At 69.6% G+C, this 18,453-nt stretch carries 19 protein-coding genes and 1 tRNA gene; 5 read left to right on the top strand and 15 right to left on the bottom strand.

Features of this window, described 5'->3' with window-relative positions; translation table 11 throughout:
* On the top strand, window positions 1-481 hold a 481-nt coding region (locus HCK04_RS38800), incomplete at its 5' end, for a carbohydrate ABC transporter permease (protein ID WP_142652511.1).
* 133 nt (window positions 482-614) lie between these two features.
* Window positions 615-3,671, top strand: coding sequence for a LamG-like jellyroll fold domain-containing protein (locus tag HCK04_RS38795; protein WP_142652510.1), 3,057 nt, complete (start codon window positions 615-617; stop codon window positions 3,669-3,671).
* Window positions 3,672-3,785: 114 nt separating this feature from the next.
* Here HCK04_RS38795 and sigJ read toward each other — a convergent pair whose 3' ends face one another.
* From sigJ to HCK04_RS38760, 7 genes are all read right to left on the bottom strand, one after another.
* Window positions 3,786-4,673 (bottom strand): RNA polymerase sigma factor SigJ, encoded by an 888-nt coding sequence (sigJ, locus tag HCK04_RS38790; protein WP_312845797.1) that lies wholly within the window; start codon window positions 4,671-4,673, stop codon window positions 3,786-3,788.
* 21 nt (window positions 4,674-4,694) lie between these two features.
* Entirely contained in the window at window positions 4,695-5,570 is an 876-nt protein-coding gene (locus HCK04_RS38785) for an NAD(P)H-binding protein (RefSeq protein WP_142652509.1), read from the bottom strand.
* Between the two features lie 10 nt (window positions 5,571-5,580).
* Window positions 5,581-6,465, bottom strand: coding sequence for an NmrA family NAD(P)-binding protein (locus HCK04_RS38780; protein ID WP_142652508.1), 885 nt, complete (start codon window positions 6,463-6,465; stop codon window positions 5,581-5,583).
* Between the two features lie 117 nt (window positions 6,466-6,582).
* Window positions 6,583-6,918, bottom strand: a complete 336-nt coding sequence (locus HCK04_RS38775; RefSeq protein ID WP_142652507.1) for a deoxyxylulose-5-phosphate synthase — start codon at window positions 6,916-6,918, stop codon at window positions 6,583-6,585.
* A 216-nt stretch (window positions 6,919-7,134) separates the two neighbouring features.
* On the bottom strand, window positions 7,135-8,088 hold the full coding sequence (locus tag HCK04_RS38770) for a hypothetical protein (protein ID WP_142652506.1): 954 nt from the start codon (window positions 8,086-8,088) through the stop codon (window positions 7,135-7,137).
* A 240-nt stretch (window positions 8,089-8,328) separates the two neighbouring features.
* Window positions 8,329-9,186: a glycoside hydrolase family 43 protein gene (locus HCK04_RS38765; RefSeq protein ID WP_260617558.1), complete on the bottom strand. Its 858-nt coding sequence runs from the start codon at window positions 9,184-9,186 to the stop codon at window positions 8,329-8,331.
* Window positions 9,187-9,290: 104 nt separating this feature from the next.
* Window positions 9,291-10,229, bottom strand: coding sequence for an oxidoreductase (locus HCK04_RS38760; RefSeq protein ID WP_142652505.1), 939 nt, complete (start codon window positions 10,227-10,229; stop codon window positions 9,291-9,293).
* A 55-nt stretch (window positions 10,230-10,284) separates the two neighbouring features.
* On the opposite strand from HCK04_RS38760, the gene HCK04_RS38755 reads away from it, so the two are divergent.
* Window positions 10,285-10,710, top strand: a complete 426-nt coding sequence (locus tag HCK04_RS38755) for a MerR family transcriptional regulator (RefSeq protein ID WP_142652504.1) — start codon at window positions 10,285-10,287, stop codon at window positions 10,708-10,710.
* Here HCK04_RS38755 and HCK04_RS38750 read toward each other — a convergent pair.
* The 3 genes from HCK04_RS38750 to HCK04_RS38740 all read right to left on the bottom strand — a co-directional run bounded on the left by HCK04_RS38750 (window position 10,686) and on the right by HCK04_RS38740 (window position 12,991).
* Window positions 10,686-11,615 carry a HAMP domain-containing sensor histidine kinase gene (locus tag HCK04_RS38750; RefSeq protein WP_168066615.1) on the bottom strand — a complete coding sequence of 310 codons (930 nt, stop codon included), beginning with the start codon at window positions 11,613-11,615 and terminating at the stop codon, window positions 10,686-10,688. The two genes, HCK04_RS38755 and HCK04_RS38750, sit on opposite strands and share 25 nt — an antisense overlap.
* Window positions 11,616-11,715: 100 nt before the next feature.
* A complete protein-coding gene (locus HCK04_RS38745) occupies window positions 11,716-12,456 on the bottom strand; it encodes an AAA family ATPase (protein WP_142652502.1) in 741 nt (246 codons plus the stop codon).
* Window positions 12,457-12,625: 169 nt separating this feature from the next.
* Window positions 12,626-12,991 carry a helix-turn-helix domain-containing protein gene (locus HCK04_RS38740; RefSeq protein WP_142652501.1) on the bottom strand — a complete coding sequence of 122 codons (366 nt, stop codon included), beginning with the start codon at window positions 12,989-12,991 and terminating at the stop codon, window positions 12,626-12,628.
* A 93-nt stretch (window positions 12,992-13,084) separates the two neighbouring features.
* Here HCK04_RS38740 and HCK04_RS38735 point away from each other — a divergent pair, with 93 nt between their 5' ends.
* Window positions 13,085-13,750, top strand: coding sequence for an NAD(P)-binding domain-containing protein (locus HCK04_RS38735; protein WP_168066613.1), 666 nt, complete (start codon window positions 13,085-13,087; stop codon window positions 13,748-13,750).
* Window positions 13,751-13,912: 162 nt separating this feature from the next.
* Here the strand turns inward: HCK04_RS38735 and HCK04_RS38730 are convergent.
* Together HCK04_RS38730 and HCK04_RS38725 are read right to left on the bottom strand one after the other, a co-directional pair.
* Window positions 13,913-13,984: transfer RNA gene (locus HCK04_RS38730), tRNA-Lys, on the bottom strand.
* A gap of 129 nt (window positions 13,985-14,113) precedes the next feature.
* The gene (locus tag HCK04_RS38725) at window positions 14,114-15,271 is read right to left on the bottom strand and encodes an acyl-CoA dehydrogenase family protein (protein ID WP_142652500.1); all 1,158 of its coding nucleotides are present in this window, start codon (window positions 15,269-15,271) and stop codon (window positions 14,114-14,116) included.
* 85 nt (window positions 15,272-15,356) lie between these two features.
* On the opposite strand from HCK04_RS38725, the gene HCK04_RS38720 reads away from it, so the two are divergent.
* A complete protein-coding gene (locus tag HCK04_RS38720; RefSeq protein WP_168066611.1) occupies window positions 15,357-15,785 on the top strand; it encodes a PspC domain-containing protein in 429 nt (142 codons plus the stop codon).
* A gap of 1 nt (window position 15,786) precedes the next feature.
* Here the strand turns inward: HCK04_RS38720 and HCK04_RS38715 are convergent, their stop codons facing one another.
* From HCK04_RS38715 to HCK04_RS38705, 3 genes are all read right to left on the bottom strand, one after another.
* Window positions 15,787-17,079 carry an MFS transporter gene (locus HCK04_RS38715; protein ID WP_142652498.1) on the bottom strand — a complete coding sequence of 431 codons (1,293 nt, stop codon included), beginning with the start codon at window positions 17,077-17,079 and terminating at the stop codon, window positions 15,787-15,789.
* A 193-nt stretch (window positions 17,080-17,272) separates the two neighbouring features.
* On the bottom strand, window positions 17,273-17,614 hold the full coding sequence (locus tag HCK04_RS38710; RefSeq protein WP_142652497.1) for a metallopeptidase family protein: 342 nt from the start codon (window positions 17,612-17,614) through the stop codon (window positions 17,273-17,275).
* A gap of 12 nt (window positions 17,615-17,626) precedes the next feature.
* Window positions 17,627-18,453: ABC transporter permease (locus HCK04_RS38705; protein ID WP_312845796.1), on the bottom strand; the 827-nt coding region annotated here is incomplete at its 5' end.

Below are 18,453 nucleotides of genomic sequence, written 5' to 3'. Positions count from 1 at the left end.
CGGCGTGATCATGGCGATGGGGTTCTACGCGATCTTCCTGAGCACCGGGGTGTTGAACACCGTGCCGGGGCTGATCGTGGCCGACTCCACCCTCGCGGTGCCGTTCGCCGTGCTGATCTTCACGGCGTTCATGTCCGGCATTCCCGAGGAGCTGATGCAGGCGGCCCGGGTGGACGGCGCGGGCGCGCTGCGCACGTTCTGGTCGGTCGTGCTGCCGGTCTCCCGCAACTCGGTCATCACGGTGTCGCTGTTCGCGTTCCTGTGGGCCTGGTCGGACTTCGTCTTCGCCTCCACCCTCGACCAGGGCGGCGGCCACCAGCCGATCACGCTCGGCATCTATCACTACATCGGCAACAACAACCAGGAGTGGAACGCCATCATGGCGACCGCGGTCGTCGCGTCGATCCCGGCCACCGTGCTCCTCGTCATCGCCCAGCGTTACGTCGCCGCCGGGGTCACCGCCGGCGCCGTCAAGGACTGAGGAAGCGTCCCGCACCCGCACGAACGACGTCGTCCACGGCTCGGCCGAAATGTTAGCGCTAACACCGGCTTGGTGAGACGACGTGCGAAAGGTGAACGCCCCCGCGTTCACGCAACACAAAGGAGTAGCACCCATGTCCCGAACGGCATTTCCCCCGGGGAGTCCGTTAGCCCGTGGCCGCGGCCGGTTCCTGAGCCGCGCGGCAGCCGTGGTGGCCGCGCTGGCGAGCGCGGCCACCGGAGCCGCCCTCTCCGCGACGCCCGCATCCGCGGATCCCACGCCGGCCGCCGCGCCTGCACCCGCGGCCACGCTCGTGGTGAAGGCAGACCAGCCGTTCCGCCCGGTCACGCACGTCGCGACGGGCTCCCTGTACGGCCTCGCCGACGACGCGACGCCCTCCGACGACCTGGTCAAGGCCATCAAGCCGAACACGTTCGTGCAGATGGCCGTGGGCGGCAAGCAGCAGGCCAAGGGCGACGTGCTGGTGGTCGCCGACAAGGCGGCCAGAGCGGGCGCGAAGGTCGTCAACCGCCTGTCGGACTACTACGCGGGCTGGCCGTACAGGTTCAGCTGGGACACCTGGCCCGGCGTCGTGGAGCAGCAGGTCAAGGCCGTCCAGGCGTCCGGAGTGACGAACATGGCGGCGTGGGAGCTGTGGAACGAGTCGGACAACACCTGGCTCGCGTCCAACGGCACCTACGAGGACTTCTGGACGAAGACCTTCCGCCAGGTGCGCTCGCTCGACCCGGACACGCCGATCCAGGGCCCGAGCTTCTCCGACAACATCAACGACATGGAGAACTTCCTCCGGAACGCGGTCGAGACCGACACGGTGCCCGACATCATCTCCTGGCACGAGCTGATCAACTCGGGCAAGATCGTGACCGACCTCGCCAAGGTCAACGCCATCATGAAGGACCTCGGCATCAGCCCCCGCCCGATCTCGATCGAGGAGTACGCCGCGCCCTCCGAGGTCGGCATCCCCGGCGCGCTCGTGGGCTACATCGCCAAGTTCGAGCGATACGGCATCCACGACGCCGAGCTCGCGTTCTGGAACGGCTATGGCGCGCTCGGCGACCTGCTGACCGGCACCGGCGGGAAGCCGAACGGCGCCTACTGGCTCTACAAGTGGTACGCCGACATGAGCGGCGACATGGTCACCACCACCCCGCCCAACGCCACGACCGGCCTCGACGGCGCCGCCGCCGTGCCCGCCGACAAGAAGCAGGTCAGCGTGGTCTTCGGCGGCGGCAGCGGCGCCACCGCCGTCAAGGTCGACGGGCTGGACAAGCTCGACCTCGGCGACACCCCGGGCGACACCGTCCACGCCAAGCTCGAATACACCCCGTCGTACGGGCGCACCAACCCCGTCGCCGGCCCGATCACCATCTCCGACACCGTCTACAAGGTCACCGACGGCTCCATCACGGTGCCGGTGGCGATGAGCTCCGCCGACGCCTACCACCTCGTGATCAGCGGCGACGGTGAGGCGACCGACCTCGAGAGCACCTATCGGATCACCAACCTCAACAGCGGGCTCGCGCTCGACACCCACGACGCGGGCACGTCGGCCGGGACCCTGGTGAACCAGGCCACCGTGGCGGGTGGCGCCACGCAGCGCTGGAAGCTGGTCTCCACCGGCTCCGGCCTCCACAAGGTGGTCAACGCGGCCGGCGGCCTCGTGCTCGGGGTGAAGGACGCCTCGTCCGGCAACGGCGCGTCCGCCGTAGTGGAGACCGACACCGGTGCCAACACGCAGCTCTGGCAGGTCGTGCCCGACGGGAAGGGCCACAACCAGCTCGTGAACTACGACACGGGCCTGGTGCTCGCCGTCGACGGCATGAGCAAGGACCCGGGCGCGCAGGTCGTGCAGTGGAGTGACACCACCATCACCTCCTCCGGCATCGCCGGCACCCGGGTAACCGGCAAGCTCGGCAAGGCGATCGCCCTGTCCGGCGCCAACCAGTACGTCAACGTGCCGCGCGGCGCGGTGAGCGGGGTCACGGGCGACTTCACGGTCTCGGCGTGGGTCAACCCCACTAAGAACTCCACTTGGTCGCGCGTGTTCGACTTCGGCAGCGGCACATCGAACTACATGTTCCTGACGCTCACCAATGGCACCGGGCTCCGGTTCGCCATCACGACCAGCGGCGCCGGTGGAGAGCAACTGATCAGCTCCACCACGACCCTGCCGCTCAACACCTGGTCGCTGGTGACGGTGACCGTGTCCGGCACCACCGGCACCCTCTACGTCGACGACAAGGTCGTGGGCACCAACACCAATATCACTCTGCACCCGTCCAGCCTCGGCAACACCACCCAGAACTGGATCGGCCGCTCGCAGTACGGGGCGGACCCGTACCTGGCCGCCGCGGTGGACGACTTCAACGTCTACAGCCGCGCGCTGACCGCGTCCGAGGTGTCCGCCCTCGCGACCGGGCAGGTGGGCACGGGCGACGTCCTGCACTACACGTTCGACGAGAGCTCGGGTGCGGCCATCGCCGACTCGTCGGGCAACGGACGCGACGCGACCTTCGTCGCCAGCCCGGCGCCCGCGACGGGTGACGCCGCCGTCCCCGACCACTTCTGGACCCTCACGCCATACCCGGCGATCAAGGGCGTTTCGGTGGCCGACGGCGCGACCGTCTCCGGCACGGTGACCTTCACCGTCGACCTCAGCGGCGCGGCGTCCGACATCTCCTACACCTACATCGAGCTCAACCGCGACGGCGTCTGGCTGACCGACAACACCAAGGCACCCGGCAGCCACAGCGACGGGCTCCACCCCAACCTCGTCGTCGACACCACCGCCTATCCGAACGGCACCTACCAGCTCAAGATCGACGCAGTCGGCACGAACGAGCTGACCACCGAGCAGACCGTCTCCATCGTCATCGACAACCCTCCGGCGTGGAGCGCGACCTCGGTCTACAACACCGGTGACGAGGTGACCTACAAGGGATCGGTCTGGCGCGCCTCGTGGTGGACGAAGAACCAGGCCCCCGGCGACCCGTACGGCCCGTGGCAGGAGATCGTGTCCACGTCGGACGGCACCGCCGTCTGGACCCCGTCGCGGATCTTCGTCGCCGGTGACCGGGCGGAATACCAGGGCGTCGTCTATCAGGCGAAGTGGTGGACCCGCAACCAGAAGCCGGGCGACCCGAACGGTCCCTGGTCGAGCATCGGATAAACCGGTGACGGGCCGGGCGTCCTCCGGGCGCCCGGCCCGTTCTGCCGTGTCAGTCTGCCGTGTCAGTCTGCCGTGTCAGTCTGCCGTGTCAGTCTGCCGTGTCAGTCTGCCGTGTCACGGGGTGTCGCCGGAGGCGGTGCCGAGCTTGTCGGGGTTGCTGACCACGTAGATGGCGCGCACCTGCTCCCCGTCCGCGTCGAGGTCGAGCACCATCACCGCGAGGGGCGCGTCCTCCTCGAAGATGACCACGGAGGGGTCGCCGTTGACCTGGCGATAGCGGACGTCCACGCCGCCGCGCGCGTTGGCCACGACCACGCGGGCGACCTTGTCGCGGCCGCGGATCGGACGCGGCCCGCCCGCCGTCGACTTGCCCCCGCCGTCGGGCCACAGGACGACGTCGGGCGCGAGCATCTCCATCAGCGCGGCCAGGTCGCCGCCGAACGCCGCCTCGATGAAGCGCTCGGTCACCTCCCGGTGCGTACGCCGGTCGACCCGGGCGCGGGGACGCCGCGCCTGCACGTGTTCGCGGGCCCGATGGGCGAGCTGCCGGATCGCGGCCGGGCTGCGGTCGAGCATGTCGGCGATCTCGGTGTGCTGGTAGGCGAACACCTCGTGCAGGACGAACACGGCCCGCTCCAGCGGCGTGAGCGTCTCCAGGATCACCAGCAGCGCGATCGACACCGACTCGGCGCGTACGGCGGGCTCGGCGGCGTCGGGACCCGTGACCAGCGGTTCTGGCAGCCACGGGCCCAGGTAGGTCTCCCTGCGCCTGCGCAACGCGCTCTGATGGGCGAGGGCCTGGTTGACCGCGACCCGCACCAGGTAGGCGCGGGGGTTGCCGATGGCGGCCACGTCGCACGCCGCCCACGCGAGCCAGGTCTCCTGGAGCACGTCGTCGGTGTCGCCGACCGTGCCGAGCATGTTGTAGACGATGGAGAACAGCAGCTCGCGGTGGTCGGCGAACACCTCGGCCGCGTCGGCCGGGGGACTTTCACGCATCATGGGCTCCTTGGCGTCGCGGGCTCAGCCGTTGCGGAAGGCGGCGACGTGGTCGGTCACCCACTCGGCGTACGTCCGTGCGGGACGGCCGAGGACCTTCTCGACATCGGCCGTCGCGGGATGCTGCTCGTGGTCGGCGTAGTGGTCATACCGGGCCATCAGGGTGCGTACGAACGGCTCGGGCAGCCCGTTGGCGATCAGGTGCGCCGCGACGGCCCGCGACGGGACCTCCTCGAAGCGCAGCGGCCTGCCGAGCGCGGCGGCGATGGCGGCCACCGTCTCCTCGTGCGACAGTGACTCCGGCCCGGTGAGCTCCAGCCGGCGGCCCGCCAGTTCGTCGGAGAGCAGTTCGTCGGTGAGCAGCGCGCGGGCCGCGACCTCGGCCAGATCGCGCTCGTCGAGCAGGGACTCCCGGAACCCCGCGTGCACGTAGCGCACGACGTCTCCGGCGCGGATCTGCGCGCCCCACGCCTGCAGGGTGTTGCCGGCGAAGCTGCTCGCGCGCAGGCTGGTCCAGGCCAGGCCGCTGGCGACGGCCGCCTCCTCGGCCTCCTTGTTGCGGTCGCCCCGCCATCGCGACGGCTGCAGGTCGAACGGGTCGTCGATGTTCATCGCCGACAGGGCCACCACCCTGCGTACGCCCCGTTCGGCAGCCAGGGCGAGGAGCCGCTCGGCGGAGTCGCCGAAGGTGCGCGGGTGCAGGAAGACCGCCTCGACGCCGGCGAAGTGGCCGGCCATCGTGCCGGGCCGGGCCGGATCGCCCTGGACGACCTCCACGCCGTACGGCAGGGCCGCGTCGCGCGGGGAGCGGCTCACGGTGCGCACGCGGGCGCCTTGTGCGACGAGCTGCTGAATGACGAGACGTCCGACGGCGCCGGTCGCTCCGGTGATGAGGATCATGGTCGCTGCCTCAGCGCGCGTCGGCGGGCACGAAGTGACGGGCGTGCTCGGCGGCCCATTGGGCGAACGTACGCGGTGGCCGGCCGACGACCTGCTCCACGTCACCGGTGAGTCTGGTGGCGAACGGGTTCGGCGTGCCGTAGATCCGCAGCAGGCTCTCCACCATGTCCACCTCGTCGGCTCCCTCGATCTCCGCGAACGCGCGGAAGAGCGCCAGCGGCGGACGCCGGTCGGGCGTGCTCCACTCGCGGCGCACCTCGTCGGGAGTGAGCTCCTCGAACCGCAGGTCGCGGCCGGTCGCCTCGGCGAGGATCGCGACCATCCGCCGCGCGGTCAGCACCTCGGGGCCGGTGAGGTGATAGGACCTGCCGCCGTGACCGCCCTGCGTCAGCACGGCCGCCGCGATGGCGCCGATGTCGTGTTCGTCGACCGGCGGGCTCTGCCGATCGCCGTACGGCTCACGCACCCGGCCGGTGGTCCGCAGTGACTCGCCCCAGTCATTGACGAAGTTGGCCATGAACTGCGTCGGCTGCAAGAACGTCCACTCCAGGCCGCTCGCCCTCACGGCAGGCTCCAGCGTGCCCTCCTGCCAGCCGCCCAGGACGGTGGCCCTGCCGACCCCGGCCCGTTCGGCGAGCGCGACGATGTCGCGTCCGTTCGCGAGAGGCCGACAGCCGACGCCGAAGTTGATCAGGTGGACGGCCGTGACGCCGTCGAAGGCCGCCTCCAGGCCGGCGACGTCGGTGAGATCACCCGCCACGACCTCCACGCCGTACGGCAGGGCGGCGCGGGCGGGGTCCCGGGTCAGCGCCCGCACCTTGCCGCCGCGCTCCAACAGATGGTGGACGACCTGCCGGCCGACGGTGCCCGTGGCTCCGGTGACGAGAACGGTCATGCCGAGTGCTCCTTGTCGACGTGGGTGACGCCGTTTCCACCCCGCTGCACGCGTGCGGGAACGGCCACGCCTCCTAGGAGGATCGGCGGGGAGCGAAGTGTGACATGGCAGGCGAATCTACGGCAGTTCGCGAAGCACCAGAGCCTTGGAGAAGGGCTCTCCGGTCCTCCGGGCGTACGTCATCCGTGCGCGCACCTCGCTGAGCGAGCGCGGCCGATAACCGGGGCCTCCGCAGCAGCTCTTGTGGAAGCGGACACCTGCGTGCAGCAGCACCGAGAGCGTCCGCCAGGCCGCCGTGTCCCTGCGGCGCGGCGCCGCGAAGGCGGAGCCGACATGGACGAGCGGCTGAGCGCATCGCGGGCAGAGCCGCTCGTCAAGGCCCACGCCCGGAAACGGCTGCTTGTACGAGGCGCGGCACGGCAAGCAGACGAAGGAGGTCTTCCCATGGGCCATGACGGCCAGAGTAGATCGATCACCCGGCCAAGGGCGAGCGGATCATGGCTCCAGGTGGACTGCCCCGACACCCCTTTCGGCGGGGACCGTCGGTGGCGATCAGGCAGACACATCAGGACTGATCGCCGGTGGACGGCCCCCGCTTGCGACGAGGCAGCCCGTCTGACGGGGTTCGTCCCAGGGAGATCAACCACCCGGCCGAAGGTCGGTGACGCCCTAGCCCTGCCGTGTGTTGCCGGTTTTCGGCTTCTTCGTGGGTGGAGGAGAGGCGGTTTCCCCGTCGTCGCTCTCGTCGTCGCTCATGGCGTCGCTCTCGTCGTCCGAACTGTCCGGACTGTCCGAGCCGCCGGAGCCGTCGGAGTCATCCGGGTCGTCCGAGTCGTCGTCCGCCCGCTTGCGTTTGACGCCCCGTTTCGTCCTGGTGCTCGTGGAGTCGCTCTGCTCCGCGTCGCTCTCGTCCGAGCTCTCGACGCTGGAGTTCGTGTCGTCCTCCTCCTCTTCCTCTTCCTCGGCCGTGGCCAGCGGATCGAGGCGCCACCACACCATGCCGAGCTCGAACACGTCGTCGCGCTCCTGGGCGAGCTTCGGGCTCCCCGCCCTGCTCACCAGGTCGTCGGCCATCTCATCGGGCTCGATCCGCCAGGGCTTGTACTTGCTGGAGAAATAGACGCGGTGGTAGTCGTTCAGGAACTCCGCGAGATTGCGCGCGCCGACTGGGCTGAAGAGCTTCCCCGTGGCTGCTCCCGCGTCCTTCGTGAAGAAGAACCCGATCGCCAGCCGTTGCGCGTAACGATATTCGCCGGCCAATTCGTCCAGCTTTTCGAGGTCCTGCTTGAAATCTCCGCGGAAGTGCGCCAGCCGTCCTTGCGACTGCGTTTTGATCTCGACGACGACCCGCCTTGCCGGGTCGGGGGCCACCTGGCCGTTGAGGACGAAGTCGCACTGTTTGCTTGTGTCGGTATAGACGTGGCGCTCCCGGCCCAGATCCGCGGCGAGGAACCGGCCCTGGATGAATCGAGTGATCTCGATTCTGATCCAGTCCTCCCAGCCCTCGCCGGGATTGGCCCACGCGGCGGCGATCGCGGCCTGGTTGGCCTCGGTCCATTCGACGACAAGTTCGATGAATTCGTCCGCGGTGAGAATCTTCCGGCCCGTGGTCGGAGTGGTCACGCTTGCGATCCCTTCTCCAGGAATTCCCGCCGTTCGGCGGCTGGAACGAGAATCACCCGCCGAACGCGTGAAGACAAGTGCCGGAAAACCGGAGGACTGGCACAATAGGCGGTATTTATCTGGAGAATCCCGTAAAACTGGGCATTGTAGCTTCGCGAAAACCCCCAAACCGGAACAGGGTAGTTACCTTACGTATCGGGAATCGGGGGTCCAAAAGATCGGCCCACGCGGGGTGGCCCGTTAGCCTGCCGTTCCCGTGCACTCGTACCAGTCGAAGGCGACGGGTCGTCGAGCGACCCGGCGCCGGCGCGCAGGGGCAGCCAGCTCGGCCGGGCGTCCAGGGAGTAGTCGTGCGGGGGCCGGTGCCGGACCGAGAGCCATTGCGGCCCGGAGGAAGGTCTCGCGGCCCAGGACGTGGAAGCCCGGCGTGACCCCGCGCGGACGGACGCCGAGCAGCAGCATGTGCCATGACCCGTCAGGCGCCTGCACGAGATCACCATGGCCGGTGTTCTGGATCGTCGAGCCGGTGCTGCGGTGGCTGAGCACCGGGTTGGCCGGGCAGCCCTCGAACGGCCCGGTCGCCTTCGGCGCCCGGGCCACCGAGACCGCGTGACCACGCGCGGTGCCGCCCTCGGCGATCAGCAGATACCAGGTCCCGTCGATCCGGTAGAGGTGCGGCGCTTCCGGCGCGGCGAGGCCGGTGCCGGACCACAACGGACGGGGCGCGTCGAGGATCTCGCCCCGCAGCGGGTAGATGGGCACCTGCATGATGGTGCCGGCCTCGGCGCCGAAGGTGGCGTACGTGCACCAGCAGGTGCCGTCTTCATCCCAGGCGAGGTCCGGATCGACGCTGGGCAGGCCGTCGACCACGATCGGATCCGACCAGGGCCCGGCCGGATCCTCGGCCGACACGATGAAGTGGCCCCGGTCGGAGACGTTGGTCGTGATCAGCATGTACAGGCCGTCGTGGTGGCGCAGGGTGGGCGCGTAGATCCCGCCGGATGACGGCGCGGTGCGCAGACGCAGCTGGGACGGCCGGTCGAGCACGTTGCCGATCTGGTTCCACGTGGTCAGGTCGCGGCTGTGGAAGATCGGCACGCCCGGGTACTACTCGAAGCTGGAGCAGGCCAGGAAGTAGTCGTCGCCGACCTGGCAGACGCTCGGGTATGACGGTGGCCTCGCTGCTCGGGGCTGCCGCGGGCTCAGGGGATGACGGGGATGATGTCGAGGCCCGTCAGGTCGGCCGAGAGCGCCCAGAGACGGGCCGCCTCGCCGTCGTCTTTCGGGCCGCCGTCGGTGACGCGGCAGTCCGCGCAGTAGTCGCCGCCGCGCCCGTCGAGCTCGCGCGACGTCGCGGCCCACACCAGGGTCGCCGCGCCCTGTTCGGGTGTCCGGAACAGGCTGGGCACCGGATGGCCGTCGGCGTCGATCCATCCGGCGGAGACCATCTCGTCGGTCGTGAGATGCCGCTGCAGCGGAGTGAGGATCCAGCCGGGGTTGACCGAGAAGGCACGCACCCCGTACGGCGCCCCCAGCCGATCGAGGTGGCGGGCGAACAGGATGTTCGCGAGCTTGGACTGCGCGTACGCGGCCCACTTGTCGTAGCCGCGGGTGAAGTGAATGTCGTCCCACCGGATGCGCCAGTCCGTGCCGTACCCGGAGGAGACCGAGACGACGCGGGCCGCGCCGGCGGCGGTGAGGGCGGGCCACAGCAACTGCGTGAGCGCGTAGTGGCCGAGATGGTTGGTCGCGAACTGCGCCTCCCAGCCGGGCCCCACCCGGGTCTCGGGGCAGGCCATGATCCCGGCGTTGGCGATCAGGATGTCGAGGCCGGTCTCCCGGCGCAGGAACCGCTCGGCGAACGCTCGTACGGAATCCAGATCGGCGAGGTCGAGCCGGTCGATCTCGACCCCTCGGACACCGGCGAGCGACTGGCGCGCCGTCTCGGGCCGGCGCGCCGGGACGACGACTCGCGCGCCCGCGTCGGCGAGCGCACGGGTGGCCGCGAGACCCAGGCCGGAATAGCCGCCGGTGACAACGGCCGTCCTGCCGGTGAGATCGCCCCTGTCGAGGACCTCACCGGCGGTGATGCCCGTGCCGTACGCGCGTGACGTTGTGCCACTGGTCGTTTCGCTGCTCATGCCGCAGACGCTAGGTGCTAGACCGAGGTCTAGGTCAACGGGTTACCTTGAGCCGATGAAGGCTGAAGTTCTGCATATCGGCGAGGTGGCCAGGCGCACCGGGCTGAGCGTGCACACGCTGCGGCTGTACGAGCGTGCGGGGCTGCTCGCGAGCGAGGTACGGCGCGACGAGGCAGGCCGGCGGGTGTACAGCGCCTGGGACGTCGAATGGCTGGGCAACTGCGTGAAGTTCCGGGCCTCCGGCATGCCGCTGGCCACGATCAGCCGGCTGGCCCGGCTCGTCCGCGAGGGCAGCGGCAACGAAGCGGAGCGGCTCGAGGTGCTGCGCGAGCACCGGCGCCACGTCATCGCGCAACTCGCCCGGCTACGGGACTGTCTCGACCTCATCGACGGCAAGGTGGACGCCTACGAACGGCACCTCGCCGCCAACGGCGCCGGAGATCCCTGGCAGCATGCTCAGGGAACGGCGATGGGCATCTGAAGCACGAAGCAGGCGCCGCCGAGCGGGGAGGATTCGACCCAGACGGCTCCGTGGTGGGCCTTCGCGATGTCCCGGGTGATGGACAGGCCGAGGCCGATGCCGGGACCGCCCCGCTGGCAGGTGGTCCTGAGCTGGTACATCCGGTCGAAGATGCGTTCCCTGTCCTGCTCCGGCACGCCGGGGCCGTCGTCCGACACCGCCAGGCGCGCGTTGCCGTCGCTGCGGCCGACGTGCACCTGCACCTGGTTGACCGCGTGGTGCTGAGCGTTGTCCAGCAGATTGGTGATGATCTGGCAGATCCGCGTACGCATGGCCGTGATCACGACATGGGGAGCGCAGATGATCTCGATCGTGATGGGGTCGTTCCGGTCCGCGACCTCCTGCCTGACCAGCTCGCACAGGTCGATACGTTCCCAGTCGGCCTGGGCGGCGCGGGAACGGGCGACCAGGAGAAGCGCGGTGGCCAGCGTCTCCAGCCGATCCACTCCGCGGAGCACGGCCTCAAGCACCTGTGGGTAGTCGGCTTCGCCGGGATGGGCGGTCGCCTCCTCCACCGTGACGCGTATCCCGGCCAGCGGGGACCGGATCTCGTGGGCGATGTTGGAGGCGAACTGCCGCTCATGGTCGAGCATGTCCAGGCTCACGTTGATGTTGTCGATGAGCTGCTTCAGCTCCCGCGGGTCACGTCGCTGGGCGATCTGGGCGTGTTCGTCGCTGATGTTGATCTCGGCGAGGTTGCCGGAGATGGCATAGAGACGTCGCAGCAGCCGGCGGACGAGCAGTCGCCGGGCGAGCATCCGGCCCACCACCACGGCGGTCAGCATCGCGGTGAGGTCCCACCAGCGACTGGCCTCTCTCCGCGGGCCTGCCCGCTCCAGCCGTACGTGCAGGGTCGACCTGCCCATCGCTTGCTCCCCCGGAAGCATCCCTATGCTTCATACCCCCTACCAGCCATGTACCTCGACCAAACCGCCATGAAGTGGGGCAATATGCGGTTCGTCCCCGCTACGGCGGTGCCGTACGGCGGCCGAGCACATGCCGCAGGTAAGCCTCGGGCGACTCCAAGAAGCGCCGCCAATGGTCCACGAGCTGGAGTTCCTTCCAGGCGACACGGTGGATCCCCTCGTCGTCCAACTCAAGGATCTGCGCGCCCGGGAGACTCGCCAGGACCGGCGAATGCGTGGCACAGATGATCTGCCCGCCCTCACGGGCGACGCGGTCCATCAACGCGACCAGACGCAGGCAGGAGGTGAACGACAGCGCCGCCTCCGGCTCGTCCATCAGGTAGAGGCCCGGCCCGGCGACCATGCGGTCGAGCACGGTGAAGAACCCCTCGCCGTGCGACTGCTCGGTCAGGTCCTCCTCCCAGAAGCCGTGCAGGCCCGACACGTTCTGCCCGAGGTTGAACAACGTCTCGGCGCGGAAGAAGAACGCCCGCCGCTTCGTACGGGGGCCACGGACCAGGCGCAGCCCCGAGGTGGTGAACTCGGCGTGCAGCACCCGGCCGAGCGGCGTCGCCTCCCCGGTGGAGGCATACCGGGTGCCGGCCTTGCCTCCTTCGGCGTTGATGCCGCACACGTCGGCGACGGCCTCGACAAGCGTGGACTTCCCCGAGCCGTTCTCCCCGACGAGGAACGTCACGGGGGCGGTGATGTCGAGCCCCGCGGCGAGGTGCCGTACGGCGGGAATGATGAACGGCCACCCCTGCGGATGAGGCGGCGGCACGGTCAGACGGGTGATCAGCACGCGGTCAGCTCCGCGAGGCCCGCGCCACGAGCATGGGCGAGCGCTGCCCGGGGCTGGTCATGACGGGTGTGACCTCCGACGAGGTGGGTTTCGGCCGGCAATTGCTCTCAGGGTCGCACAGCCCCTCGTCCGCATCCCAGGACCCGCAGCCGATGACCTGCGTTGTCGGTCATGACGTTGCCGACGGGCCGACGAGCTCGTCTTGGTTGTCGGCGGCCCACTGCGCGAGTTGCGCCAAGGGTCCGTTCGCGAACGATTCGCCCAGCATGGAGAGCTGGTAGACCACGCCTGCACGCCCTGACGCCTGGTCGGTGCTGCTGACTTTCACGACGAGTCCGCGTGCTTGCAGACGTTGCAGCGCCTGAGTCAGCACCTTGTCGCTGACTCCCGCGATGCGCATCAGCAGTTCCTTGCGTCGTGTCGGCCCCAGGCGCAGGGCCGAGAGCACGACGGGATCCCAAGCGTGGTTGATGAGTTCGGCCGCCGCGCGCACCTGGCAGTCGGAGACGAACGTCTGGCAGGACCCGTCGATCACGGAATCCAGTGTCGCATCGGTCGCCTACCAAACGGTAGGAGCCTCGTTCGTAGCGTCGCAGAGGAAGACCCCTTCGAGACAGAGGAGATTGCTGTGAACGTGGGAATCCTGGGCACCGGAAACCTCGCCGTGACGCTTGGCCGAGCCTGGGCCGCGGCAGGTCACTCACTGTCGGTGGCGGGGCGTAACCCGCTGCACGCCGGCGGTGCCGTCCAGCAGATCGGCCCTGCGGCGGAGGCCGTCGATCCCGCGGACCTCGCGACTCGGGTCGACGTGCTCGTGATCGCGGTTGCTTGGGAAGGGCTGGAGGCGGCGTTGTCTCTCGTCGGCGGCCCCCAGGGGGCGCTGGCCGGCAAGACCGTGATCGACTGCACCAACCCGGTCGACTACACGACCGGCGCACTGAAGCCGGTGTCCGGCTCGGCAGCAGCACTCGTGGCTCACACGGCTCCCGGCGCCCACGTGGTCAAGGCGCTCCACCTGTTCGCAGGAGCCTCGTGGCCGTACGTGGGCCCGCAGGAGCTGGCGCCGGTTGTGGCGATCTGCGGCGACGAGCCGGGTGCGCTCGATCGCGCTGCGGCACTGATCCAGGATCTTGGCGGACAGACTGCGGTGGTCGGTGGGCTCAGCGGCGCCCGGCAACTGGAGGAGGCCGCCGGGTTCGTTATGAGGGTCGTCGCGGCGGGTTACAACCCGAGGCTCGCCGTCCCCGATGTGGACCCGGCACTTCTTCGAGCAGCGGAGACGACGACCGGCTGAACCGGCAGACGACCGGAGGGGGTCACTACACCAATGACGCCATAGCGCGGGTTGGCCGGTGCTGGGACGAGTGAACCGGCGATTGCACAACTGCAACCGGAAATGCAACCGGGCAGGCTTCCGAACGATCAAGACTCGGGAGTCTGCCCAGTTCGATGAGGGTGGGGCGCCAGGGACTCGAACCCTGAACCGACGGATTAAAAGTCCGCAGCTCTGCCATTGAGCTAGCACCCCTTGGTCATGCCCCGCGGACCCCGGCCCGTGTCGCGCTGTGATCCGTGGAACACTCCCCACGTTGCAGGGTACAGAGAGTACCGCGTCTTCGGCGACCGTGATTGTCCCCGATCGCGGTGAACGGGGGCGTCAGCGGAAGGCGTCGAGGCCCGTGAGCGCCTTGCCCAAAGTCAGCAGGTGCACCTCCTGGGTGCCCTCGTACGTGAGCACGGACTCCAGGTTGGTCATGTGCCTGATGACCGGATACTCCAGCGTGACGCCGTTGGCCCCGAGCACCGTACGCGCCTCGCGGGCGATGTCGAGAGCGGCCCGCACGTTGGCCAGTTTGCCGAAGCTGACCTGGGTGGGCTTCAGCTTCCCGGCGTCCTTGAGCCGGCCGAGGTGGAGGGCGGTGAGCCCGGCCTGGCCGAGCGCGACGGCCATCCAGGCCAGCTTCTCCTGCGTGAGCTGGAAGGCGCCGATCGGCTTGCCGAACTGCACGCGCGTGGTGGCGTAGTCGACGGCCGCCTCCAGGCAGGCCCGGCCCGCTCCGACGACGCCCCACAGGATGCCGTACCGCGCCTCGGTGAGGCACGACAGCGGGCCCTTCAGTCCTGTGACGCCCGGCAGCACGGCGGAGGCGGGCAGCCGTACGTCGTCGAGATAGAGAGAGGCGGTGACCGAGGCCCGCAGCGACAGCTTGCGGTGGATCTCGGCGGACGAGAAGCCGGGAGTCGCGGTGGGGACGACGAAGCCGCGGATGCCCTCATCGGTCCGCGCCCACACGACGGCGACGTCGGCGATCGAGCCGTTGGTGATCCACATCTTGGCGCCGTTGAGGATCCAGTCACCGGACGGGTCCTGCTTGGCGGTGGTGCGCATGCCGGCGGGGTCCGACCCGTGGTCGGGCTCGGTCAGGCCGAAGCAGCCGATGGCCTCCCCTGATGCCAGCCGGGGCAGCCACTCCTCCTTCTGCTCCTCCGAGCCGTACTTCCAGATGGGGAACATCGCCAGCGACCCCTGCACGGACACGAACGACCGCAGCCCCGAGTCGCCCGCCTCCAGCTCCCGGCAGGCCACGCCGTACGAGACGGCGTCGAGCCCGGCGCAGCCGTATCCCTCCAGATGCATGCCGAGCAGACCGAGCGAGCCCAGGGCCGGGGCGAGTTCGCGGGCCGGGAAGGTGCCCTGCTCGAACCATTCGCCGACGTAGGGGAGGACCTTGTCGGAGACCAGTTCCCTTACGGAGTCCCTGATCATGCGGTGCTCGGGGTCGAGCTGGTCGTCGAGTTCGAGAAGGTCGTCCATGGCGTCAGGGTATCCGGGCCCCCTCGGGGTAGGGCCAGGGGGAATCCCGATGTGCGTCAACCCCTCTGAAAGGCACTGTGGAGGTATGAACGAGATGAACTCCAACGGTTCGGTCAAGCAGCTCCACCGCACTCGGAACGGCAGGATCATCGCCGGCGTGTGCTCGGGCGTCTCCGAGTACACCGGCATCGACGCCAACATCCTGCGCCTCGGGCTCGCCGTCGCGAGCTTCTTCGGCGGCCTCGGCGTCGGCATCTACGCCGTCGCCTGGCTCCTCCTCCCCGAGGAGGGCAAGAACTCCTCCATCGTCCAGGACCTCATCGACAAGAACAAGGACGGCCGGGTCTGGCAGGACGCCAAGGCCAAGTGGGACAACGTCCAGCAGGGCTGGAACCAGGGCCGCCCCAGCAGCACCCCGTACCCCCCGCAGGCCCCCCAGGCCCCGAGCTACGAGCAGCACCCGTACGGCCGGCCCTCCACCGGCGACTCCCAGAACCAGGGTCCGCAGGCCTGACTCAGGTAGCGGCAGCCCGGACCTTGGCGATGATCTCCCTGCGCGACTCGGTCCAGAGCATGGCGAGCACGGCCGCGGTGCACAGCCCGGCCACACCCGCCAGCGTCACGACGGCCTCTGGACCGAGTCGCTGGGCGGCGGCGCCTCCGACGAGGATGCCGACGCCCTGGGCGGCCAGCAGCCCCGACTGCACCAGCCCGAACGCCGCCGCCCGCCCCGCGGCGGGCACGCACTGGACGAAGGCCGCGTTGGCCGCGAGCTGATAGGCCCCGCCGACGCCGGACAGCACCCACAGGGCGAGCACGCCCTCCAGCGGTGGCCGGACCGCGCACAGCACGAGCGGCGCGCAGGTCAGCATGGCGAGCCATCCCATGGCCCGCAGCCGTCCCGAGGGTGTGACGAACCGCCCGAAGAAGAACGCGCCGATGACCGTTCCTGTCGGCATCGCCGCCATCAGCAGTCCCGTGATCACCGGGACGGGCAGTCTCCCGTCGGCGAGCGCCGCGGCGTACGGCACCGCGAGGCCCTCGGGGATCACGTAGAACCCGCACAACCAGGCGAACAGGACGAGCGTGCGCAGCCGCCGTTCGCCGAACACCAGGCGCGCGCCGGACCTCGTCATCCGCCACATGGACGGCCGCTCGTCGTCCTCGCGCAGCGGCGCCGGGCGATGTCGCACCCCCGCGACGATCACCAGGGCCGACCCGAGGAACGTCGCGCAGTCGAGCGCCAGCGCCCGATAGGGCCCGAGCACCGCGATCGCCGCGCCCCCGGCCGCGAACCCCAGCATCTGTACGGCCTGGTTGGTCACGTTCTGCAGGGCCGAGCCCACGACGTACCGGTCGCCTTCCAGCACCTCGGGCAGCAGCGCCGCGCGTGCGGCCGAGAACGGCGCGCCGAGCAGCACGACGAAGAAGACCAGCGCGCACAGCACCGGAAAGGGTGTGGCGGGCAGGGCCATCACGGCGAGCATCAGGGCGCGCAGCACGTCGCACCAGAGCATGACCCGCCTGCGCGGGTATCGGTCGGCGAGCCCGGACAGGAGGGGCCCGCCGACGATGGGTGGCAGGTAGGTCAGCGCGTAGACGGCGGCCGTGGCCAGCGGTGAAGCGGTCCGGCTGTAGACGAGCACCGCGAGCGCCACCTGGGCGAGCTGGTCGCCGAGGAGCGACATGCCCTGTCCGAGCCACAGGGCCCGGAACTCGGGGATCGCGGCGACCTCCCGATAGGTGGTTCGCACCTCGGGGGGACGGCGGTGCCGGCCGGACAGCCTGCCGGGCTTGGTGGCCGCCATCTCACTCCGCAGAGGTCGCTCCGCCGGCCGTGTCCGCAGGTGTCCGCCGCGGCGACTGGATCTTACAGCCCGTGGTCAACATGTCACTTACAGTGCCTGCCGGAGGCGACTTTTGCAACCCGCTGACGGTCCCATTTTGCGCGCCGCGAACGGCGAGCACCGCCCTGACGAGCGGAAACGCCGACGAACGCCGTCACCAGCCGAGCTCGTGCAGCCGTTCGTCGTCGATGCCGAAGTGGTGGGCGATCTCGTGGACGACGGTGATCCGGACCTCCGCGACCACGTCGTCCTCGGTCTCGCAGATCTCCAGCGTCGGATTCCGGTAGATCTCGATGCGGTCCGGGAGAACCCCCGAATACCAGTCGCCCCGCTCGGTCAGCGGGATGCCGGTGTAGAGCCCGAGCAGGCCGGGCTCGGGCGGGTCGTCCACCACCACGACCACGACGTTGTCCATGACCTTGGCCAGGTCCGAGGGGATCGTGTCGAGCGCCTCGGCCACGAGCTCCTCGAACCTCTTCAGCGGGACGTCGATCACGGTCTCATCGTGTCATCGCGGGGCGGCCGTGCGATAGCGCCGTACGGCGAGCGGCGCGAACACCGCGATGATCAGCAGAGACCAGCACAGCGACGCCGTCACCGGATGCTGCAGAGGCCAGGAGGCGGCGGCCGAGCCGGGATTGCCGAACAGCATCCGCGCGGCCGAGACGACGGCGCTCATCGGGTTCCAGTCCGCGATCGCCCGCAGCCACCCGGGCAGCCCCTCCAGCGGCACGAACGCGTTGGCCAGGAAGGTCATCGGGAACAGCCAGCCGAACGTCGCGGCGTCCGCCTGCGCGCCGCTCTTCACCAGCAGCCCGATGTACGTGCCCAGCCAGACCATCGCGTACCCGAACAGGGCGAGCAGGGCGAAACCGGCGAGCGTCCCCAGCGGGGTGCCGTGCGGACGCCATCCCGCGATCAGCAGGCCGCACACGCTCATGGTGGCGAGCGACAGCCAGTCCTTGGACATGTCCGCGAGGCTCCGCCCGGCCAGTACGGCCATGCGCGCGATGGGCTGGGCGCGGAAGCGGTCGATGATGCCTTGCGCCATGTCCTCGGCGACCGACGTGGCGGCGGCGACCGCGGACAACGCCATGACCTGCATGAAGATCCCGGGCATCAGATAGTCGCGGTAGTCGCCACCGCCGGGCAGGCTGATCGCGCTGCCGAAGACGTACCCGAACAGGATGGTCATGATGACCGGGGCGACCAGCTCGGCGGCGATCTGGCCCGGCTGGGCGCGTAGCTGGGAGAAGCTGCGCCCCGCGATGACGAACGTGTCGCTCAGGGCCCAGCGCAGCCGTCGCCCACTCGTCGCGGGAGGTTCCACGGTGA

The sequence above is a fragment of the Microbispora sp. CL1-1 genome (genome assembly GCF_012034195.1).
Lineage (GTDB): Bacteria > Actinomycetota > Actinomycetes > Streptosporangiales > Streptosporangiaceae > Microbispora.
The sequence above is the reverse complement of the archived record's forward strand: the minus strand, read 5'-3'. Positions and strand labels throughout refer to the sequence as shown.

What these genes read in the sequence shown, in the direction of transcription:
- HCK04_RS38795 (WP_142652510.1), top strand. Translation starts at nt 615, where the DNA reads ATGTCCCGAACGGCATTTCCCCCGGGGAGTCCGTTAGCCCGTGGCCGC.
- sigJ (WP_312845797.1), bottom strand. Translation starts at nt 4,673, where the DNA reads ATGATGCGTGAAAGTCCCCCGGCCGACGCGGCCGAGGTGTTCGCCGAC.
- HCK04_RS38785 (WP_142652509.1), bottom strand. Translation starts at nt 5,570, where the DNA reads ATGATCCTCATCACCGGAGCGACCGGCGCCGTCGGACGTCTCGTCATT.
- HCK04_RS38780 (WP_142652508.1), bottom strand. Translation starts at nt 6,465, where the DNA reads ATGACCGTTCTCGTCACCGGAGCCACGGGCACCGTCGGCCGGCAGGTC.
- HCK04_RS38775 (WP_142652507.1), bottom strand. Translation starts at nt 6,918, where the DNA reads ATGGCCCATGGGAAGACCTCCTTCGTCTGCTTGCCGTGCCGCGCCTCG.
- HCK04_RS38760 (WP_142652505.1), bottom strand. Translation starts at nt 10,229, where the DNA reads ATGAGCAGCGAAACGACCAGTGGCACAACGTCACGCGCGTACGGCACG.
- HCK04_RS38755 (WP_142652504.1), top strand. Translation starts at nt 10,285, where the DNA reads ATGAAGGCTGAAGTTCTGCATATCGGCGAGGTGGCCAGGCGCACCGGG.
- HCK04_RS38750 (WP_168066615.1), bottom strand. Translation starts at nt 11,615, where the DNA reads ATGGGCAGGTCGACCCTGCACGTACGGCTGGAGCGGGCAGGCCCGCGG.
- HCK04_RS38725 (WP_142652500.1), bottom strand. Translation starts at nt 15,271, where the DNA reads ATGGACGACCTTCTCGAACTCGACGACCAGCTCGACCCCGAGCACCGC.
- HCK04_RS38720 (WP_168066611.1), top strand. Translation starts at nt 15,357, where the DNA reads ATGAACGAGATGAACTCCAACGGTTCGGTCAAGCAGCTCCACCGCACT.
- HCK04_RS38715 (WP_142652498.1), bottom strand. Translation starts at nt 17,079, where the DNA reads ATGGCGGCCACCAAGCCCGGCAGGCTGTCCGGCCGGCACCGCCGTCCC.